The sequence below is a fragment of the Pseudomonas sp. PICF141 genome (assembly GCF_002286815.1).
Taxonomy (GTDB): Bacteria; Pseudomonadota; Gammaproteobacteria; order Pseudomonadales; family Pseudomonadaceae; genus Aquipseudomonas.
This window is the reverse complement of sequence record NZ_MUNM01000040.1, coordinates 109541-126175: the sequence shown is the minus strand read 5'-3', so window position 1 is coordinate 126175 and position 16635 is coordinate 109541. Positions and strand designations below refer to the sequence as shown.

The 16635-nt window shown below is 59.4% G+C and carries 13 protein-coding genes; 1 reads left to right on the top strand and 12 read right to left on the bottom strand.

Annotated elements, in window-relative coordinates; all coding sequences use genetic code 11:
• Positions 1-20: 20 nt before the first annotated feature.
• The 12 genes from BZL43_RS10050 to arcD (BZL43_RS09995) all read right to left on the bottom strand — a co-directional run bounded on the left by BZL43_RS10050 (position 21) and on the right by arcD (BZL43_RS09995) (position 14605).
• On the bottom strand, positions 21-509 hold the full coding sequence (locus BZL43_RS10050; protein ID WP_095632168.1) for an RDD family protein: 489 nt from the start codon (positions 507-509) through the stop codon (positions 21-23).
• A gap of 97 nt (positions 510-606) precedes the next feature.
• The gene (locus BZL43_RS10045) at positions 607-819 is read right to left on the bottom strand and encodes a cold-shock protein (protein WP_011335634.1); all 213 of its coding nucleotides are present in this window, start codon (positions 817-819) and stop codon (positions 607-609) included.
• Between the two features lie 384 nt (positions 820-1203).
• Positions 1204-2328, bottom strand: coding sequence for a glycine cleavage system aminomethyltransferase GcvT (gene gcvT / locus BZL43_RS10040; RefSeq protein WP_095632167.1), 1125 nt, complete (start codon positions 2326-2328; stop codon positions 1204-1206).
• Between the two features lie 33 nt (positions 2329-2361).
• The gene (locus BZL43_RS10035) at positions 2362-3738 is read right to left on the bottom strand and encodes an L-serine ammonia-lyase (protein ID WP_095632166.1); all 1377 of its coding nucleotides are present in this window, start codon (positions 3736-3738) and stop codon (positions 2362-2364) included.
• Between the two features lie 106 nt (positions 3739-3844).
• A complete protein-coding gene (gene gcvP / locus BZL43_RS10030; protein ID WP_095632165.1) occupies positions 3845-6712 on the bottom strand; it encodes an aminomethyl-transferring glycine dehydrogenase in 2868 nt (955 codons plus the stop codon).
• A gap of 11 nt (positions 6713-6723) precedes the next feature.
• Positions 6724-7098 carry a glycine cleavage system protein GcvH gene (gene gcvH / locus BZL43_RS10025; RefSeq protein ID WP_095632164.1) on the bottom strand — a complete coding sequence of 125 codons (375 nt, stop codon included), beginning with the start codon at positions 7096-7098 and terminating at the stop codon, positions 6724-6726.
• A gap of 456 nt (positions 7099-7554) precedes the next feature.
• A complete protein-coding gene (locus BZL43_RS10020; protein WP_095632163.1) occupies positions 7555-9063 on the bottom strand; it encodes a sigma-54-dependent transcriptional regulator in 1509 nt (502 codons plus the stop codon).
• A gap of 246 nt (positions 9064-9309) precedes the next feature.
• Positions 9310-9672: a DUF5064 family protein gene (locus BZL43_RS10015; RefSeq protein ID WP_095632162.1), complete on the bottom strand. Its 363-nt coding sequence runs from the start codon at positions 9670-9672 to the stop codon at positions 9310-9312.
• A gap of 12 nt (positions 9673-9684) precedes the next feature.
• A complete protein-coding gene (gene arcC, locus BZL43_RS10010; RefSeq protein ID WP_095632161.1) occupies positions 9685-10614 on the bottom strand; it encodes a carbamate kinase in 930 nt (309 codons plus the stop codon).
• 191 nt (positions 10615-10805) lie between these two features.
• Positions 10806-11816 carry an ornithine carbamoyltransferase gene (locus BZL43_RS10005; RefSeq protein WP_007903335.1) on the bottom strand — a complete coding sequence of 337 codons (1011 nt, stop codon included), beginning with the start codon at positions 11814-11816 and terminating at the stop codon, positions 10806-10808.
• A 69-nt stretch (positions 11817-11885) separates the two neighbouring features.
• Positions 11886-13142, bottom strand: coding sequence for an arginine deiminase (gene arcA / locus BZL43_RS10000; RefSeq protein ID WP_095632160.1), 1257 nt, complete (start codon positions 13140-13142; stop codon positions 11886-11888).
• Positions 13143-13177: 35 nt separating this feature from the next.
• On the bottom strand, positions 13178-14605 hold the full coding sequence (gene arcD, locus BZL43_RS09995) for an arginine-ornithine antiporter (RefSeq protein WP_095632159.1): 1428 nt from the start codon (positions 14603-14605) through the stop codon (positions 13178-13180).
• Positions 14606-15048: 443 nt separating this feature from the next.
• Here arcD (BZL43_RS09995) and arcD (BZL43_RS09990) point away from each other — a divergent pair, with 443 nt between their 5' ends.
• Positions 15049-16476 carry an arginine-ornithine antiporter gene (arcD, locus tag BZL43_RS09990; protein ID WP_095632158.1) on the top strand — a complete coding sequence of 476 codons (1428 nt, stop codon included), beginning with the start codon at positions 15049-15051 and terminating at the stop codon, positions 16474-16476.
• The last annotated feature ends 159 nt before the right edge of the window (positions 16477-16635 follow it).

Here is a 16635-nt window from a genome sequence, read left to right as displayed (position 1 = left end):
TGATTTGTGCTCTGCGCAACTTACTTTGCCTTCTTTGGAATACGCACAAGCTGGGTATTGGAGTAAATGTCATGCCAGCTGCGCTTCTGCTTGTCGAACAGCGACCAGAAGAATCCCAGCCCCAGGCATAGCCAGGAGGCGATCGACACCACAAAGCGCAACAGAGCCTGCCACAGACTGATGGATGAGCCATCGGCGTTCTGCACGCGAATGCCCCACACCTGCATCCCCAGAGTCTGCCCCGACCAGGTCCAGAACTTGGCAAAGAAGCCGAACAGCACGAACAGCAGCACCGTCGATAGCAGCGGGTCACCGTCCAGCGCGCCGGTGTCGGTCAAGGCGCGCATTTGGTCTTCGCCGATGATCGCCATCTGGATCATCTTGTAAATGCCGCTGGTAACGATCAGCAGGGCGGTGCACAGCAAAAAGTCGTAGAACATCGCTGCCAGGCGACGCCCCAGGCCGACGGCGGGAAAATCGCCCTGTGGGGAGAGCAGGTGTTTCGACATGGCAGCCTCTGAACGGAAAAAGAAGCCATTTTACGGATTTACACGCACAAAAAAGCCCCTGATGTCAGCATCAGGGGCTTTTTTGTGAAAGACGGAATTACGCTTCGGCGATAACTTCGTCAGCTTGCATGCCTTTCTGGCCTTGCACAGCAACGAAAGTCACTTTCTGGCCTTCTTTCAGGCTCTTGAAGCCGTTGCCCTGAATAGCGCGGAAATGTACGAACAGATCCGGACCGCTTTCTGGAGTGATAAAACCAAAACCTTTCTCGTCGTTAAACCACTTGACGGTACCGCTCTGACGTTGGGACATTTCTTATTTCCTTTGACGCAAAAAAATGAATGACAGTCTCCTTCTGAGTGAAAGAGTACTGGGGCTGGTTGCAGGAGAGTAAGAAGACGTCGGACGGGATGTAGCTAACTTTGTAGGCTACTGCCCAGGTCACGATTCCAAGCGACCCATGCAAACACAGTGAACAAACTCTACGCCAACTACGGGAGAAAAAACAAGCCCTGCGAAGCCCCGTATTTCCTTGGGTTGATGGCACTAGGGCAGGCTTATTCGATAGCGTTGTTCAGGTTGTTTTCGATCGTTATAAGTAACGTTCATAAACGAAACGTTCGCACTGTTTTATGGCGGCTGCGTTACAGATTAGTGCACTCTTAACGCAGCCGCGTTACTTATAGAAACAGTCGATCAGCCGCGATAGTAGCGTTGTGGAACAAATGGCATTTTGCTTACAAGCAAAGGCACCTTTTTCCCACGAACAATTGCCCAAACCGGCGTATCCAAAGCGATATAAGCGCTGTCGAGGTAACCCATGGCCAAAGGAGCGCCGAGGGTCGGACCGAAGCCGCCGCTGCACACGCTGCCGATGATGTCGCCGGCTTCGTTGACGATCTCTGCACCTTCGCGCACTGGCGTACGTTCCTGTGGCAGCAGGCCAACACGTTTGCGGCTGACACCGGCTTGCTGCTGGGCGAACACGGTTTCAGCACCGGGGAAGCCGCCGGCCCGCGCGCCATCGGCACGACGAGGCTTGGAGATGGCCCACAACAGGCTGGCTTCGATTGGGGTGGTTTCGGTGTTCATGTCGTGGCCGTAGAGGCACAGGCCGGCTTCCAGGCGCAGGGAGTCGCGAGCGCCGAGGCCAATGGCCGCCACTTCCGGTTCGGCCAGCAGGGCGCGAGCCAGGGCTTCGGCATTGGCGGCCGGTACGGAGATTTCGAAACCGTCTTCACCGGTGTAGCCCGAACGGCTGATAAAGCAGTCCACACCCAACAGCTTCACACGGGCGAACTGCATGAAAGTCATTTTCGCCACTTCAGGCGCAAGGCGTGCGAGCACGGTGACGGCTGCAGGGCCTTGCAACGCCAGCAACGCGCGCTCTTCGAACAGCGGCTCGATGGTGCACTGGTCGCCGATATGCTTGCGCAGGTGTGCCAGATCCTGATCCTTGCAGGCCGCGTTGACCACCAGGAACAGTTCGTCGTTACCAAGGTTGGCGACCATCAGGTCGTCGAGGATGCCGCCGGTCTCATTGGTGAACATCGCGTAGCGCTGCATGCCCACAGGCAAATCGATGATATCCACCGGCACCAGGGTTTCCAGAGCTTTGGCCGCATTCGCGCCGGTCAGGCGGATCTGGCCCATGTGCGACACATCGAACAGCCCGGCCTGCTCACGGGTGTGCTGGTGTTCTTTCATCACGCCCAGCGGGTATTGCACTGGCATTTCGTAACCGGCGAACGGCACCATGCGGGCGCCGAGTTCGAGGTGCAGTGCGTGCAACGGGGTTTTCAACAGGTGTTCGGTGGACATATCCAGCTCCTGAAAATAGTGCAGATGCGCGCATCAGCACTCGATAATGTTGACCGCCAAACCGCCACGGGCGGTTTCCTTGTATTTGCTTTTCATGTCGGCGCCGGTCTGGCGCATGGTGCGGATGACTTTGTCGAGGGAGACGAAGTGCTGGCCGTCGCCGCGCAGGGCCATGCGCACCGCATTGATGGCTTTGACCGAACCCATTGCGTTGCGCTCGATACAAGGCACTTGCACCAGTCCGCCAATCGGGTCGCAGGTCAGGCCGAGGTTGTGTTCCATGCCGATTTCGGCGGCGTTTTCCACCTGCTGCACCGTGCCGCCCAGCACTTCACACAAGGCGCCGGCGGCCATGGAACAGGCGACGCCAACCTCGCCTTGACAGCCGACTTCGGCGCCGGAGATCGAGGCGTTTTCCTTGTACAGAATGCCGATCGCGGCGGCCGTCAGCAGAAAGCGCACGACGCCATCTTCGTTAGCCCCAGGAATGAAGCGCATGTAGTAATGCAACACCGCGGGGATGATTCCGGCTGCACCGTTGGTGGGCGCAGTGACCACACGTCCGCCATTGGCGTTTTCTTCGTTAACCGCCAAGGCGTACAGGTTGACCCAGTCGAGCACCGACAGCGGATCGCGCAGTGACGATTCCGGGTTTTTGCACAATTGCCGATGCAACGCCGCGGCCCGGCGCTTGACCTTGAGCCCACCGGGCAGGATGCCTTCGTTGCGGCAACCGGCGGCGACGCAGTCTTGCATCACTTGCCAGATTTTCAGCAGTCCGGCGCGGGTTTCCGCTTCGGGTCGCCAGGCACTCTCATTGGTCAGCATCACCTGGCTGATCGACAGGCCGTAGGTGCTGCAATGACCGAGCAAATCCTTGGCACTTTTGAACGGGAAGGTCAGCGGGGTAGCGTCTTCGACGATGCGGTCGGCACCGGCAGCGTCTTCATCAACCACGAAACCACCGCCGACCGAGTAATACTCGCGGCTGCGGATTTGCAGGCCAGCGGCATCGAATGCGCGAAAGATCATGCCGTTGGGGTGATAGGCCAACGGTTTGCGGATCATCGCCAGGTGTTCTTTCTCGTTGAACGCAATGCTGTGTTCGCCGAGCAGATTCAGGCGACCGCTGCCGCGAATCTCTTGTAGGCGCGCGGCGACGGTTTCGGTGTCCACGGTATCCGGGTGTTCGCCTTCCAGGCCCAGTAACACGGCCTTGTCGCTGCCATGGCCTTTGCCGGTGGCGCCGAGCGAGCCGTAGAGCTCGACTTTGACGCAGGTGGTTGCGGCCAGCAGCCCTTCACGGCGCAGACCTTCGGCGAAACGCGCAGCGGCACGCATCGGGCCGACGGTGTGGGAGCTGGAGGGGCCGATGCCAATCTTGAACAGGTCGAACACGCTTAACGACATGGTTGGCCTCCGTTGGAGTAGTTGTAAGCGGCAAGCTACAAACTGCAAGTCAAAGCCGATCGGCTCTTTCTTGCAGCTTGAGGCCTGCCACTTGAGGCTGCTTTTTTTAAGCGTAGCTTTCGATCGACGGGCAGGCGCAGACCAGGTTGCGATCGCCGAAGACGTTGTCGACGCGACCGACCGGTGGCCAGTACTTGCCTTCAATCAGCGACGCGACCGGGTACACCGCTTGCTCGCGGCTGTACGGGTGAGTCCACTCGCCGACGATTTCCGCGGCGGTGTGTGGCGCGTTTTTCAGCGGGTTGTCGTCCTTGTCCAGCGTGCCGTTTTCCACCGCGCGGATTTCTTCGCGGATGCGGATCATGGCGTCGCAGAAGCGGTCCAGTTCTTCCCTGGATTCGCTTTCGGTCGGTTCGATCATCAACGTGCCGGCCACCGGGAACGACATGGTCGGGGCGTGGAAGCCGAAGTCGATCAGGCGCTTGGCGACGTCATCGACGCTGATGCCGCTGCTGTCTTTCAACGGACGCAGGTCGAGGATGCATTCGTGCGCCACCAACCCGTTGCTGCCGGTGTACAGCACTGGGTAGTGCTCTTCGAGGCGACGGGAAATGTAGTTGGCATTCAGGATCGCCAGTTGCGAAGCACGCTTGAGACCCGCGCCACCCATCATACGAATGTACATCCAGGTGATCGGCAGAATGCTCGCGCTGCCGAACGGTGCCGCGCAGACCGCGCCTTGCTTGCGTTCCATCTGGGCGTGGCCCGGCAGGAACGGTGTCAGGTGCGACTTGACGCCAATCGGGCCGACGCCCGGGCCGCCACCGCCGTGTGGAATGCAGAAGGTCTTGTGCAGGTTGAGGTGAGACACGTCGCCGCCGAACTTGCCTGGCGCGCAGAGGCCGACCATCGCGTTCATGTTGGCGCCGTCGATGTACACCTGGCCGCCGTTGTCGTGAATGATGCCGCAGATTTCGCGGATGCCTTCTTCGAACACGCCGTGGGTCGACGGGTAGGTGATCATCAGCGCAGCGAGATGTTCGCGGTGCTCGATGGCCTTGGCGCGCAAGTCTTCGATGTCGACGTTGCCGCGGGCATCGCAGGCGGTCACGACCACGCGCATGCCAGCCATGTTGGCAGTGGCCGGGTTGGTGCCGTGGGCGGAGGACGGGATCAGGCAGATGTCGCGACGGTCTTCGCCACGGCTCTGGTGGTAGGCACGAATCGCCAGCAGGCCAGCGTATTCACCTTGGGAACCGGCGTTCGGTTGCAGGGAGATCGAGTCGTAACCGGTGGCGGCACAGAGCATTGCTTCCAGTTCATCGGTCAGCTGCTGGTAGCCGGCGCTTTGCTCGGCTGGAGCGAACGGATGCAGGGCACCGAATTCAGCCCAGGTCACCGGGATCATTTCGCTGGCGGCGTTGAGCTTCATGGTGCACGAACCCAGCGGAATCATGGTGCGATCCAGGGCCAGATCCTTGTCGGCGAGCTTGCGCAGGTAGCGCATCAGCTCGGTTTCGGAGTGATAACGGTTGAACACCGGGTGGCTGAGGATCGGCGATTGGCGAACCAGCGCGGCCGGAAGGGTGCTTTCGACCGAGACGGCGAGGGCGGCGAAGTCTGGCAGGGTTTTGCCGTCGGCCAGCACGCTCCACAGGGTTTCAACATCAGCCTGGCTGGTGGTTTCGTCCAGGGACAGGCCCAGGCGCTCGTCATCCACTACACGCAGGTTGATGCGCTGGGCACGAGCCTTGTCGTGCAGGGCAGCAGTTTGCGCGCCGGTCTTGATCGTCAGTGTGTCGAAGAAGCTTTCTTGCTCGACGGTCAAGCCCAATGCGCTCAAGCCTTTGGCGAGGATCGCGGTCAGGTGATGAATGCGTTGTGCGATCTGCGTCAGGCCTTTCGGGCCGTGGTATACGGCGTACATGCTGGCGATGTTGGCCAGCAGCACTTGGGCGGTGCAGATGTTGCTGGTGGCTTTCTCGCGGCGGATATGCTGCTCGCGGGTCTGCATGGCCAGGCGCAGGGCCGGCTTGCCGAAACGGTCCACGGAAACACCGACCAGACGGCCCGGCATGTCACGTTTGAATGCATCTTTGGTGGAGAAATAGGCTGCGTGCGGACCACCGAAGCCCAGCGGCACGCCGAAGCGTTGCGCGCTGCCGATGGCCACGTCGGCGCCGAATTCGCCTGGCGGAGTCAGCACGGTCAGGGCCAGCAGGTCAGCCGCGACAGCGACCAGAGCATTAGCCGCGTGGAAACGCTCGGTCAGTTCGCGGTAGTCGAACACATCACCATTGCTGGCCGGGTATTGCAGCAAAGCGCCGAAGAACGGCGTCACGTCGCTCAGTTCGCGCTCATCGCCGACCACCACGTCGATGCCCAACGGCTCGGCACGGGTGCGCAGTACGTCGAGGGTTTGCGGATGGCAATGAACCGAGGCGAAGAACGCGTGGCTGCCTTTGTTCTTGCTCAGGCGTTTGCAGAAGGTCATGGCTTCGGCAGCGGCGGTGGCTTCGTCCAGCAGCGAGGCGTTGGCGATCGGCAGGCCGGTCAGGTCGCTGATCAGGGTCTGGAAGTTCAGCAGCGCTTCGAGACGGCCTTGGGAAATTTCTGGCTGGTAGGGAGTGTAAGCGGTGTACCAGGCCGGGTTTTCCAGCAGGTTGCGCAGGATTGGCGAGGGCGTGTGAGTGCCATAGTAGCCCTGGCCGATGTAGGTCTTGAACAGCTGGTTTTTGCCGGCGATGGATTTGATCAGCGCCAGGGCATCCGCTTCACTCAGGCCGTCTTCCAGGCCCAGGACGCTGGTGCCTTTGATGCTGTCGGGAATGACGCTGGCGCTCAGAGCTTCCAGGGAGTCAAAGCCCAGGCTGTTGAGCATGGCTTGCTCGTCGCCGGCACGTGGGCCGATGTGGCGGGCGATGAATTCGTTGGCGGTGCTGACATTTACAGAAACAGGAAGTACTTGAGTCATGTTGGCGCTCCTCAGGCTTGGGCGATCAGACGGTCGTAAGCGTCTTGATCCAGCAGTTGGCCGACAGCCGAGGCATCGGTTGGCTGGAAGCGGAAGAACCAGCCTTCGCCCAGCGGATCTTCGTTGACCAGTTCAGGGCTGCTGTCCAGCGCCGGGTTCACTTCCAGCACTTCGCCATCGAGTGGCATGTACACGCCGCTGGCGGCTTTTACCGATTCCACAGTGGCGGCTTCAGCGCCTTTGTCGTAGGACTGCAGCTCAGGCAGTTGTACGAAAACCACGTCGCCCAGGGCGTTCTGCGCGAAAGCGGTGATGCCGACGGTGACGCTACCGTCAGCTTCAGTACGCAGCCATTCGTGATCTTCAGTAAAACGCAACTCGCTCATGGAAACTCCTAAGGGGGCCAGACTCGTCTGGTGGACGCGATTGAATAATCGGCAATGCCGTACTTTATGGATGGTTACTAAGCAAAAACGCGGCCAATGTTATTTATTCCTTATAAATCAATAAGTTATTTGTTTTTGTGGAAGAGGGAGAAGGACTTGCTGTAGCGAAATCGCTACAGCACAGACTGAAGAAAAAAGCTGAGGTGGATCAAAGCCTTGCACAGCGGCGATCAGGGGATCGTGTAGCGATTTCATTCCACTGTAGCGCTTTCAGTACAGATGGAGGTCGTTTTTGAAGATGATTTTGAAAAGTAGCGCAGAACCTGTGGGAGCGGGCTTGCCCGCGATGGAGCCAATACATTCAACCTCTCTGCCGAATGTTAGAAAGCCATCGCGGGCAAGCCCGCTCCCACAGGGTTTTGTGTGTGTTGAGGGGATTGTGTTCAGCCACAAGCCTTACGGTTTGTTGGGTATGCCGTACTTACGCAACCGATGGGCGATCGCGGTGTGGGAGGTTTGCAGGCGGCTGGCCAGTTGGCGGGTCGAGGGGTAGCTGACGTAGAGCTTTTCCAGCAGGGTTTTCTCGAACTCCTCCATGGCCTGTTCAAGGCTGTCGACCTCGTTGTCGCTCTGGCGCGCCACGGAGGTGCCAGCGATGTCGAGGTCGCCGATGTCCACCAGGCTGCTTTCGCAAATCGCCGCGGCACGGAAGATTACGTTCTGCAATTGCCGCACGTTCCCCGGCCAGCGATTGTCCAGCAGTGCCGGATAAGTGCCCGGCGCCAGTCGACAGACCGGGCGCTGGATTTGAGCGCAGGCCTGCTGCATGAAGTAGCGCGCCAGCAGCAGAATGTCCTGGCCTCGCTCGCGCAACGGCGGGACTTCGACATTCAGCACATTGAGGCGATAAAACAGGTCTTCGCGGAAGGTGCCTTCGCTGACCATTTTTTCCAGATCGCGGTGAGTCGCGCTGAGGATCCGCACATTGACCTTCACTTCGCGATCGCCACCAACCCGTCGGAAGCTGCCGTCGTTGAGAAAGCGCAGCAGTTTCGCCTGTAAGTACGGTGACATTTCACCGATCTCGTCGAGAAATACCGTGCCCTGGTTGGCCAGTTCCATCAGCCCCGGTTTGCCGCCCCGTTGCGCGCCGGTGAAGGCGCCGGGGGCATAGCCGAACAGCTCGCTTTCGGCGAGGTTTTCCGGCAGTGCCGCGCAGTTCAAGGCCAGGAACGGCGAGCCGTGGCGGGCGCTGATGGCGTGGCAGGCGCGGGCTACCAGTTCTTTGCCGGTGCCGGTCTCGCCCTGAATCAGCAACGGCGCATCGAGGGCCGCAACCCGTTGGGCGCGAGCCTTGAGTGTGCGGATCGCCGGGGATTCGCCGAGCAGGGCATCGAAGCCTTCGGCGTGGTCGTGGTGCAGCGCCGAGAGGCGTTCACCGATGCGGTTCGGTTGATACAGGGTCAGCAAGGCGCCGGCGTCGGTGATCGGCGTGGCGTCCAGCAGCAGGGTCTGGCCATTGACGGTGATCTCGCGCAGCGGCAGGCGGAAGCCGTTTTCCAGCAATGCGTCGAGCAGCGCCGGGTCGGCAAATAGCTCGCTGATGCTTTCACCCGCCGGTTCGCGGCCGTACAGGGCGATCAGCGCCGGGTTGGCCAGCAGCACCTTGCCGGCACTGTCCAGTGCCAATACCGGGTCGGTCATGGCGGCGAGCAACGCATCGAGCTGCAAGTGACGGCGCTGGCCGGGAAGGATGTCGACCACCGTCACCGCTTGCACGCCGCGTACGCTGAACAACGCATCGCGCAATTCTTCGAGCACTGTCGGGCTCAATGTCGGCGCGTCGATGTAGACGTTGGGCGGAACCATTTCCACCGCATCCAGATTGAGATTGCGCCCACCCAGCAAGGCCAGGACTTCCTGGGTGATGCCGACGCGGTCGATGAAGCTGACGTGGATACGCATGGGGCGGTTGGGTTCTGGAGTGCGGAGGGTGGCAAGTATGCCTTGGGGCGGGCCTGAGGTGAAATGCACGTGCTAATTTGCAGGAGCGAGTGGTGCGGCGATCCGACTTGCCCGCGAAGAGGCCATCAAGACCGCTAAAAGCTTCGCGGACAAGCCTCGCTCCTACAGGTCGTGTGTTGCGGTCTTTTCAGTCGGTTTCCATAGCGAATGAAAGTCCGTCATCGCGAGCAGGCTCGCTCCCACAAGTTATTCGAAATGCTCGGGGTTTACCGGGTCGCCGGATTTCATGTTCAACTGCTGCCGAATGTCTTCAAACATCAGATCGTAATGCTTGTGTATCGAGCCGATCTGGCTGTGTGTCTTCGGGATTCCGTACTTCTCGGCGATTTTCGTCACGTTGTTGGCGAAGTTGTAAGCCTCCTCCTTGGGCAAGAAGAAGGTCTCCGTCATGTCTTTTCCCTGCATGCTGCCGTGCATGGTGAACAGAATCCCTTTGCCTTTCTTGGGATCCTGCGAGACTTCATAGTCCAGGTGCACGTTGTAGTTGACATCATCAGGGGTCAGCGCGTGGCGTTCGATGTGCAGATGACCGGGCTCAAACGTTGCCATTGATGTCTCTCCTTAAAAGTAAGTTATGCCAGGTGTCGCGGTACTGATACGCGTGCCGGCCTTGCCCTGGACGATCGCTTCGATGTCCGAGAGTGAACCGATCACCGCGGTTTTTCCAGTATGGCGGGCGAACTCGCAGGCGGCCTGGACCTTCGGTCCCATGGAGCCGGCGGCGAAGCCGAGTTTTTCCATCTCATCGGGGTGGGCCTGGGCGATGGCTTTCTGGGTGGGTTTGCCGAAGTCGATGAACGCTGCATTGACGTCGGTGGCGATCACCAACAGATCGCTTTCAAGCTGTTCGGCCAGCAGCGCCGAACACAGGTCCTTGTCGATCACCGCTTCCACGCCTTGCAGTTTTCCGCTGGCGCCGTACATCGTCGGGATGCCGCCACCGCCGGCGCAGATCACGATGCTGCCTTTTTCCAGCAGCCACTTGATCGGGCGGATTTCGAAGATGCGTTTGGGTCTGGGGCTGGCCACCACACGGCGGAACTTGTCTCCGTCCGGCGCAATCGCCCAGCCTTTTTCGACCGCGAGTTTTTCCGCTTCGGCCTTGGTATAGACCGGGCCGATGGGTTTGCTGGGGGCCTGGAATGCCGGGTCGTTGGCGTCGACCTCGACCTGGGTCAGCAAGGTTGCGAACGGGACTTCGAAGTCCAGCAGGTTGCCCAGTTCCTGTTCGATGATGTAGCCGATCATGCCTTCGGTTTCGGCGCCGAGCACGTCCAGCGGATACGGCGAAACCGAGGTGTAGGCAGCGGCCTGCAATGACAGCAATCCGACCTGTGGGCCATTGCCGTGGGCAATGACCAATTGGTTGCCGGGATGGATCTTGGCGATCTGTTCGGTGGCGATCCGGATGTTGGCGCGCTGATTGTCAGCGGTCATCGGTTCACCCCGGCGGAGCAGGGCGTTACCGCCCAGAGCAACGACGATACGCATAATGCAGTCCTTTCAGAGAGGGAGCGAACAACACGATGATCGTTCCATTGCTGATCGTTCCCACGGTCCCCGTGGGAATGCCGCCCGGGACGCTCTGCGTCCCATGTGACGCGGAGCGTCACCGGATGCATTCCCACGCAGAGCGTGGGAACGATCAGCGGAGAGCGTAGGAACGATCACCGCGTCAGTCTTTAAATATCCGCCAGCGCCGAGACCAGAATCGCCTTGATGGTGTGCATGCGGTTTTCCGCTTGCTCGAAGGCGATGTTGGCCGGCGACTCGAAGACGTCTTCGGTCACTTCGACGCCGTTGGCCAGGTGCGGATAGCGCGCGGCGATGTCCTTGCCGACCTTGGTTTCACTGTTGTGGAACGCCGGCAGGCAATGCATGAATTTCACCCGCGGGTTGCCCGAGGCCTTCATCATCTCGGCGTTGACCTGGTAAGGCAGCAGTTGCTCGATGCGCTCATCCCACGCCTCCACCGGCTCGCCCATCGACACCCAGATGTCGGTGTGGATGAAGTCCACGTCCTTGACCGCTTCTTTCGGGTCTTCGGTGATGGTGATGCGCGCGCCGCTCTCCTCGGCGAAGGCCTTGCACTGATCGATGAAGTCCTGATGTGGCCACAGCGCTTTCGGTGCGGCGATGCGCACGTCCATGCCGAGTTTGGCGCCGATCATCAACAGCGAATTACCCATGTTGTAGCGGGCATCGCCGAGGTAGGCGTAGCTGATGTCGTGCAGCGGCTTGTCGCTGTGCTCACGCATGGTCAGGGTGTCGGCGATCATCTGCGTCGGGTGGAATTCAGCGGTCAGGCCGTTGAACACCGGCACGCCGGCGAATTTGGCCAGCTCTTCGACGATTTCCTGTTCGAAGCCACGGTACTCGATGGCGTCGAACATCCGCCCCAGCACGCGGGCGGTGTCTTTCATGCTTTCCTTGTGGCCGATCTGCGACGACACCGGGTCGATGTAGGTGACGTGGGCGCCCTGGTCATGGGCCGCGACTTCGAAGGCGCAGCGGGTGCGGGTCGAGGTTTTTTCGAAGATCAGCGCGATGTTCTTGCCTTGCAGGTGCGGACGCTCGGTGCCGGTGTACTTGGCGCGCTTGAGGTCACGGGACAGGTCAAGCAGGTAGTTCAGCTCGCGAGTGGTGTGGTGCATCAAACTCAGCAGGCTGCGGTTGCGCATGTTGAAAGCCATGAGTGGATCTCCTCGGGTATCGGTTATCCCCCGGGCCGCGCGGGATAAGCGGCGGCCAGGGTTCGCAGGTTAATAGTCGATAGGGTCACGAATGATCGGGCAGGTCATGCAATGGCCGCCGCCACGCCCGCGACCGAGTTCACCGGCGCTGATGGTGATGACCTCCACACCGGCCTTGCGCAGCAGGGTGTTGGTATAGGTGTTGCGGTCGTAACCGATCACCACGCCGGGTTCCACGGCCACCACGTTGTTGCCGTCGTCCCATTGCTCCCGTTCGGCGGCGAAGGCGTTGCCGCCGGTTTCCACCACGCGCAACGCCGGCAGGTTGAGGGCCTTGGCCACGGTGTCGAGGAAGCTGGTTTCTTCGCGTCGAACGTCGACGCCGCCCGGTTTGCTTTCGTCAGGACGCAGGCTGAAGGCGACGATCTGGCTCACCACTTCCGGGAAAATGGTCACCAGGTCGCGGTCGCAGAAGCTGAACACGGTGTCCAGGTGCATCGCGGCGCGGGACTTCGGCAGGCCGGCGACGATCACCCGTTCGACGGCTTTGTTCTTGAACAGGTTGACCGCCAATTGGCCGATGGCCTGGCGGGACGAACGCTCGCCCATGCCGATCAGCACCACGCCGTTGCCGATCGGCATCACGTCGCCGCCTTCAAGGGTGGCGCTGCCATGGTCCTGATCCGGATCGCCGTACCAGATCTGGAAATCGGCGTTGGTGAACTGCGGGTGGAATTTGTAGATGGCGGTGGTCAGCAGGGTTTCCTGGCGACGCGCCGGCCAGTACATCGGGTTGAGCGTCACGCCGCCATAGATCCAGCAGGTGGTGTCGCGGGTGAATTGTGTATTGGGCAACGGCGGCAGAATGAAGCTGGAATGACCGAGAAATTCGCGGAACATCTGGATGGTCTTGCCGCCAAAACTGTCCGGCAGGTCATCGGCCGAAACACCGCCAATCAGGAACTCGGCGATCTTGCGCGGCTCCAGGCTGCGCAGCCAGGAAGCGGTTTCATTGACCAGACCCAGGCCCACCGAATTGGCGGTGATCTTGCGCTCCAGGATCCAGTTCAATGCTTCAGGAATTGCAACGATGTCGGTCAGCAGGTTGTGCATTTCCAGCACGTCGACGTTGCGCTCGCGCATTTTGGTGACGAAGTCGAAATGGTCACGCTTGGCTTGAGCCACCCACAGCACATCGTCGAAAAGCAGTTCATCGCAGTTGTTCGGGGTCAGCCGCTGATGGGCCAGGCCGGGGGAGCAAACCATGACTTTGCGTAGCTTGCCGGCTTCGGAATGGACGCCGTACTTAACTTTTTCGGTGGTCATTACAGTGATCCTCCAGATGACAGATGAGTCGCGTGTTACAGGGTCAGGAAGCCGTCATACAGCCCGTAAGCTGCCACCAGGGCGCCCACGACTACGGCGGTGAAAATCAGCTTCTCGACGTTGGTGAAAACCGGTTTGTTGACTTCAAGCTTGGCCTTGGCGAACAGGATTACGCCGGGCGCATAGAGCAGGGCGGAGAGCAGCAGGTATTTGACCCCGCCGGCATAGATCAGCCAGACCGCGTAGATCAATGCGATGGCGCCGATGAACAGGTCTTTCCTGCGCTCGGCCGCAGCGTTTTCATAACTCTCGCCGCGTACCGCCAGCAGCAGCGCGTACGCCGCCGACCAGAGGTACGGCACCAGAATCATCGATGTGGCGAGGTAGATCAGCGACAAATACGTACTGGCCGAGAACAGCGTGATGATCAGGAACAGCTGGACCATGGCGTTGGTCAGCCACAACGCATTGACCGGCACATGGTTGGCGTTTTCGCGGCGCAAAAAGGCCGGCATGGTGTGGTCCTTGGCGGCGGCGAACATGATCTCCGCACACAACAACACCCACGACAGCAGCGCGCCGAGCAACGAGATGATCAGACCGACGCTGATCAGCACCGCGCCCCAATCCCCGACCACGTGTTCCAGCACCGCGGCCATGGACGGATTCTGCAGTTTGGCCAGTTCCGGCTGGGTCATGATGCCCAGCGACAGCACGTTCACCAGCACCAAAAACAGCAGCACGGTGATGAAACCGATGACGGTGGCTTTACCCACGTCGCTGCGTTTTTCCGCGCGGGCCGAGAAGATGCTCGCGCCTTCGATGCCGATGAACACCCAGACGGTGACCAGCATCATGTTGCGCACCTGGTTCATCACGCTGCCCAGATCCGGGTTTTTCAGGCCCCAGATGTCGGCGGTGAAGATCTCCAGTTTGAAGGCGAAAATCGCGATCAGGACAAACAGCAGCAGCGGTACGATTTTGGCGACGGTGGTTATCAGGTTGATGAACGCTGCTTCCTTGATTCCGCGCAATACCAGGAAATGCACCCCCCACAGCAGCAGCGACGCGCCGATCACGGCCGCAACGGTATTGCCCTCGCCAAAAATGGGAAAGAAGTAGCCGAGGGTGCTGAACAGCAAGACGAAATAGCCGACGTTGCCCAGCCAGGCGCTGATCCAGTAGCCCCAGGCGGACGAGAAACCCATGTAGTCGCCGAAACCGGCTTTGGCGTAGGCGTACACCCCGCCGTCCAGATCTGGCTTGCGATTGGCCAGGGTCTGGAACACGAAGGCCAGGGTCAACATGCCGACGGCGGTGATTGCCCAACCAATAAGAACGGCGCCGACGTCGGCACTGGCGGCCATGTTTTGGGGGAGCGAGAAAATCCCGCCACCGATCATCGAGCCGACTACCAGCGCAACCAGGGCGCCTAATCGCAACTTACCGGGGGATTCAGACATGCATGACTCCAGTGCAGGCGAAAGAGAAAAACAGATTAAATTCGTTCGCTTTTCCATCATCTGACTTAAATCAATGCATGATCACATTCCATTGTTAATTAATGATTTATAAGCCTTTTACTGGCAAAAGGCTTAATGCCTGGAAAGCCCATCCTGAGGCTTGGAATAAAAGTGAAAGAAATAAAGCGCATCCCGATCAGTTATAAACGCTAGTTGGTTTTTTTGTTTTGGCAAGGTAGGGGGTCGTTGATTTTTCAGTGATATGGATTTATTAAGATCTCCCATCACAACCGCTATTTCCGGGCGGTTGTGAAAGCACGATCAGTTATAAATAAACCGGCGTGACGCTAAGGGATAACGTTATTACGCTTTATCCATTTAGTTAATAAACGATTATGTGAGGTCTCGCCGCAATGGAGCGGCGGAATAATGGAGACGCCTGAATGTCGCAACCGACGCAAAAGCTTCGTCTGAATGCGCTGATCGCTTTGGTGGTGGGATCGATGATTGGCGGCGGGATTTTTTCCTTACCGCAAAACATGGCAGCGCGGGCCGAGGTCGGAGCGATATTGATTGGTTGGGCGATCACTGCTGTGGGCATGCTGACCCTGGCCTTCGTGTTTCAGACCCTGGCCAATCGCAAGCCAGAACTCGACTCCGGGGTGTACGCCTACGCCAAAGCCGGTTTCGGCGATTACATGGGGTTTTCGTCGGCCTGGGGCTACTGGATCAGCGCCTGGCTGGGCAACGTCGGTTATTTTGTCTTGCTGTTCAGTACCCTCGGTTATTTCTTTCCGGCCTTTGGCCAGGGCAATACACCCATCGCCATCGGCTGCGCGTCGGTTTTGCTGTGGGCGGTGCATTTTCTGGTGCTGCGCGGAATCAAGGAAGCGGCGTTCATCAATCAACTGACCACCGTGGCCAAGATCGTGCCGCTGATCATGTTCGTCGTGATTGCCGCCGTAGCCTTCAAGGCGGACATCTTTACTCGCGACATCTGGGGACGCAGCAACCCGAATTTCGGCGGTGTGATGGACCAGGTGCGCAACATGATGCTGGTGACCGTTTTCGTCTTCATCGGTATCGAAGGCGCCAGCGTGTACTCGGCCAGGGCGCAGAAACGTTCGGACGTGGGCCGGGCGACGGTCATCGGTTTTGTCGGTGTGTTGGCGCTGCTGGTGCTGGTGAACCTGTTGTCCCTCGGCATCATGAGCCAGCCGGAACTGACCACCTTGCAGAACCCGTCGCTGGCGGCAGTGCTGGAACATATCGTCGGCCCTTGGGGCGCGCTGCTGATCAGCATCGGCCTGGCTATTTCGCTATTGGGCGCCTTGCTGTCCTGGGCATTGCTGTGCGCCGAAATCCTCTTCGCTACCGCGAAAGACAAGACGATGCCAGCCTTCCTGAAAAAAGAGAACGCCAACCATGTGCCAGTCAACGCACTGTGGCTGACCAACGTGATGATCCAGATTTTTCTGCTGATCACGCTGTTTTCCGCCGGTACTTACACCAGCCTGATCTACCTTGCCTCATCGATGATTCTGGTGCCGTATCTGTGGTCGGCGGCGTATGCGGTGTTGTTGAGCGGGCGAGGGGAAACCTATGAGCATGCTTCGGCCGAGCGCACGAAAGACTTGCTGGTCGGCGGTATTGCCCTGTGTTATGCGGTTTGGTTGTTGTATGCCGGCGGCGTGAAATACCTGCTGCTCTCGGCGTTGTTGTATGCGCCGGGGGTGATCCTGTTTGCCCAGGCCAAGCGGGAGCAGGGCAAACCGCTGTTTACGTTGGTGGAGAAAGGCATTTTCAGCTGTGTGGTTGCCGGGGCGGGGTTGGCGGCCTATGGGTTGTACAGCGGATTGTTGTCGTTGTGAGCCTGTCGAGAATAGGCGGCGCGGGTGCTTTGGACATCGTTGAGCCGACTGGATTGAGCTGAGCTGAGAGGTGTAGTCAATTCCCGGGCCTCTTCACGGGCAAGCCCGCTCCCACAGTGAACGAGTTTCCTTGGAGGAATGCGATCACATGTGGGAGCG

Excerpts from the sequence above, each read along its gene's own strand:
- BZL43_RS10050 (WP_095632168.1), bottom strand. The coding sequence starts at position 509 with ATGTCGAAACACCTGCTCTCCCCACAGGGCGATTTTCCCGCCGTCGGC.
- BZL43_RS10045 (WP_011335634.1), bottom strand. The coding sequence starts at position 819 with ATGTCCCAACGTCAGAGCGGTACCGTCAAGTGGTTTAACGACGAGAAA.
- gcvT (WP_095632167.1), bottom strand. The coding sequence starts at position 2,328 with ATGTCCACCGAACACCTGTTGAAAACCCCGTTGCACGCACTGCACCTC.
- BZL43_RS10035 (WP_095632166.1), bottom strand. The coding sequence starts at position 3,738 with ATGTCGTTAAGCGTGTTCGACCTGTTCAAGATTGGCATCGGCCCCTCC.
- gcvP (WP_095632165.1), bottom strand. The coding sequence starts at position 6,712 with ATGACTCAAGTACTTCCTGTTTCTGTAAATGTCAGCACCGCCAACGAA.
- gcvH (WP_095632164.1), bottom strand. The coding sequence starts at position 7,098 with ATGAGCGAGTTGCGTTTTACTGAAGATCACGAATGGCTGCGTACTGAA.
- BZL43_RS10020 (WP_095632163.1), bottom strand. The coding sequence starts at position 9,063 with ATGCGTATCCACGTCAGCTTCATCGACCGCGTCGGCATCACCCAGGAA.
- BZL43_RS10015 (WP_095632162.1), bottom strand. The coding sequence starts at position 9,672 with ATGGCAACGTTTGAGCCCGGTCATCTGCACATCGAACGCCACGCGCTG.
- arcC (WP_095632161.1), bottom strand. The coding sequence starts at position 10,614 with ATGCGTATCGTCGTTGCTCTGGGCGGTAACGCCCTGCTCCGCCGGGGT.
- BZL43_RS10005 (WP_007903335.1), bottom strand. The coding sequence starts at position 11,816 with ATGGCTTTCAACATGCGCAACCGCAGCCTGCTGAGTTTGATGCACCAC.
- arcA (WP_095632160.1), bottom strand. The coding sequence starts at position 13,142 with ATGACCACCGAAAAAGTTAAGTACGGCGTCCATTCCGAAGCCGGCAAG.
- arcD (WP_095632159.1), bottom strand. The coding sequence starts at position 14,605 with ATGTCTGAATCCCCCGGTAAGTTGCGATTAGGCGCCCTGGTTGCGCTG.
- arcD (WP_095632158.1), top strand. The coding sequence starts at position 15,049 with ATGTCGCAACCGACGCAAAAGCTTCGTCTGAATGCGCTGATCGCTTTG.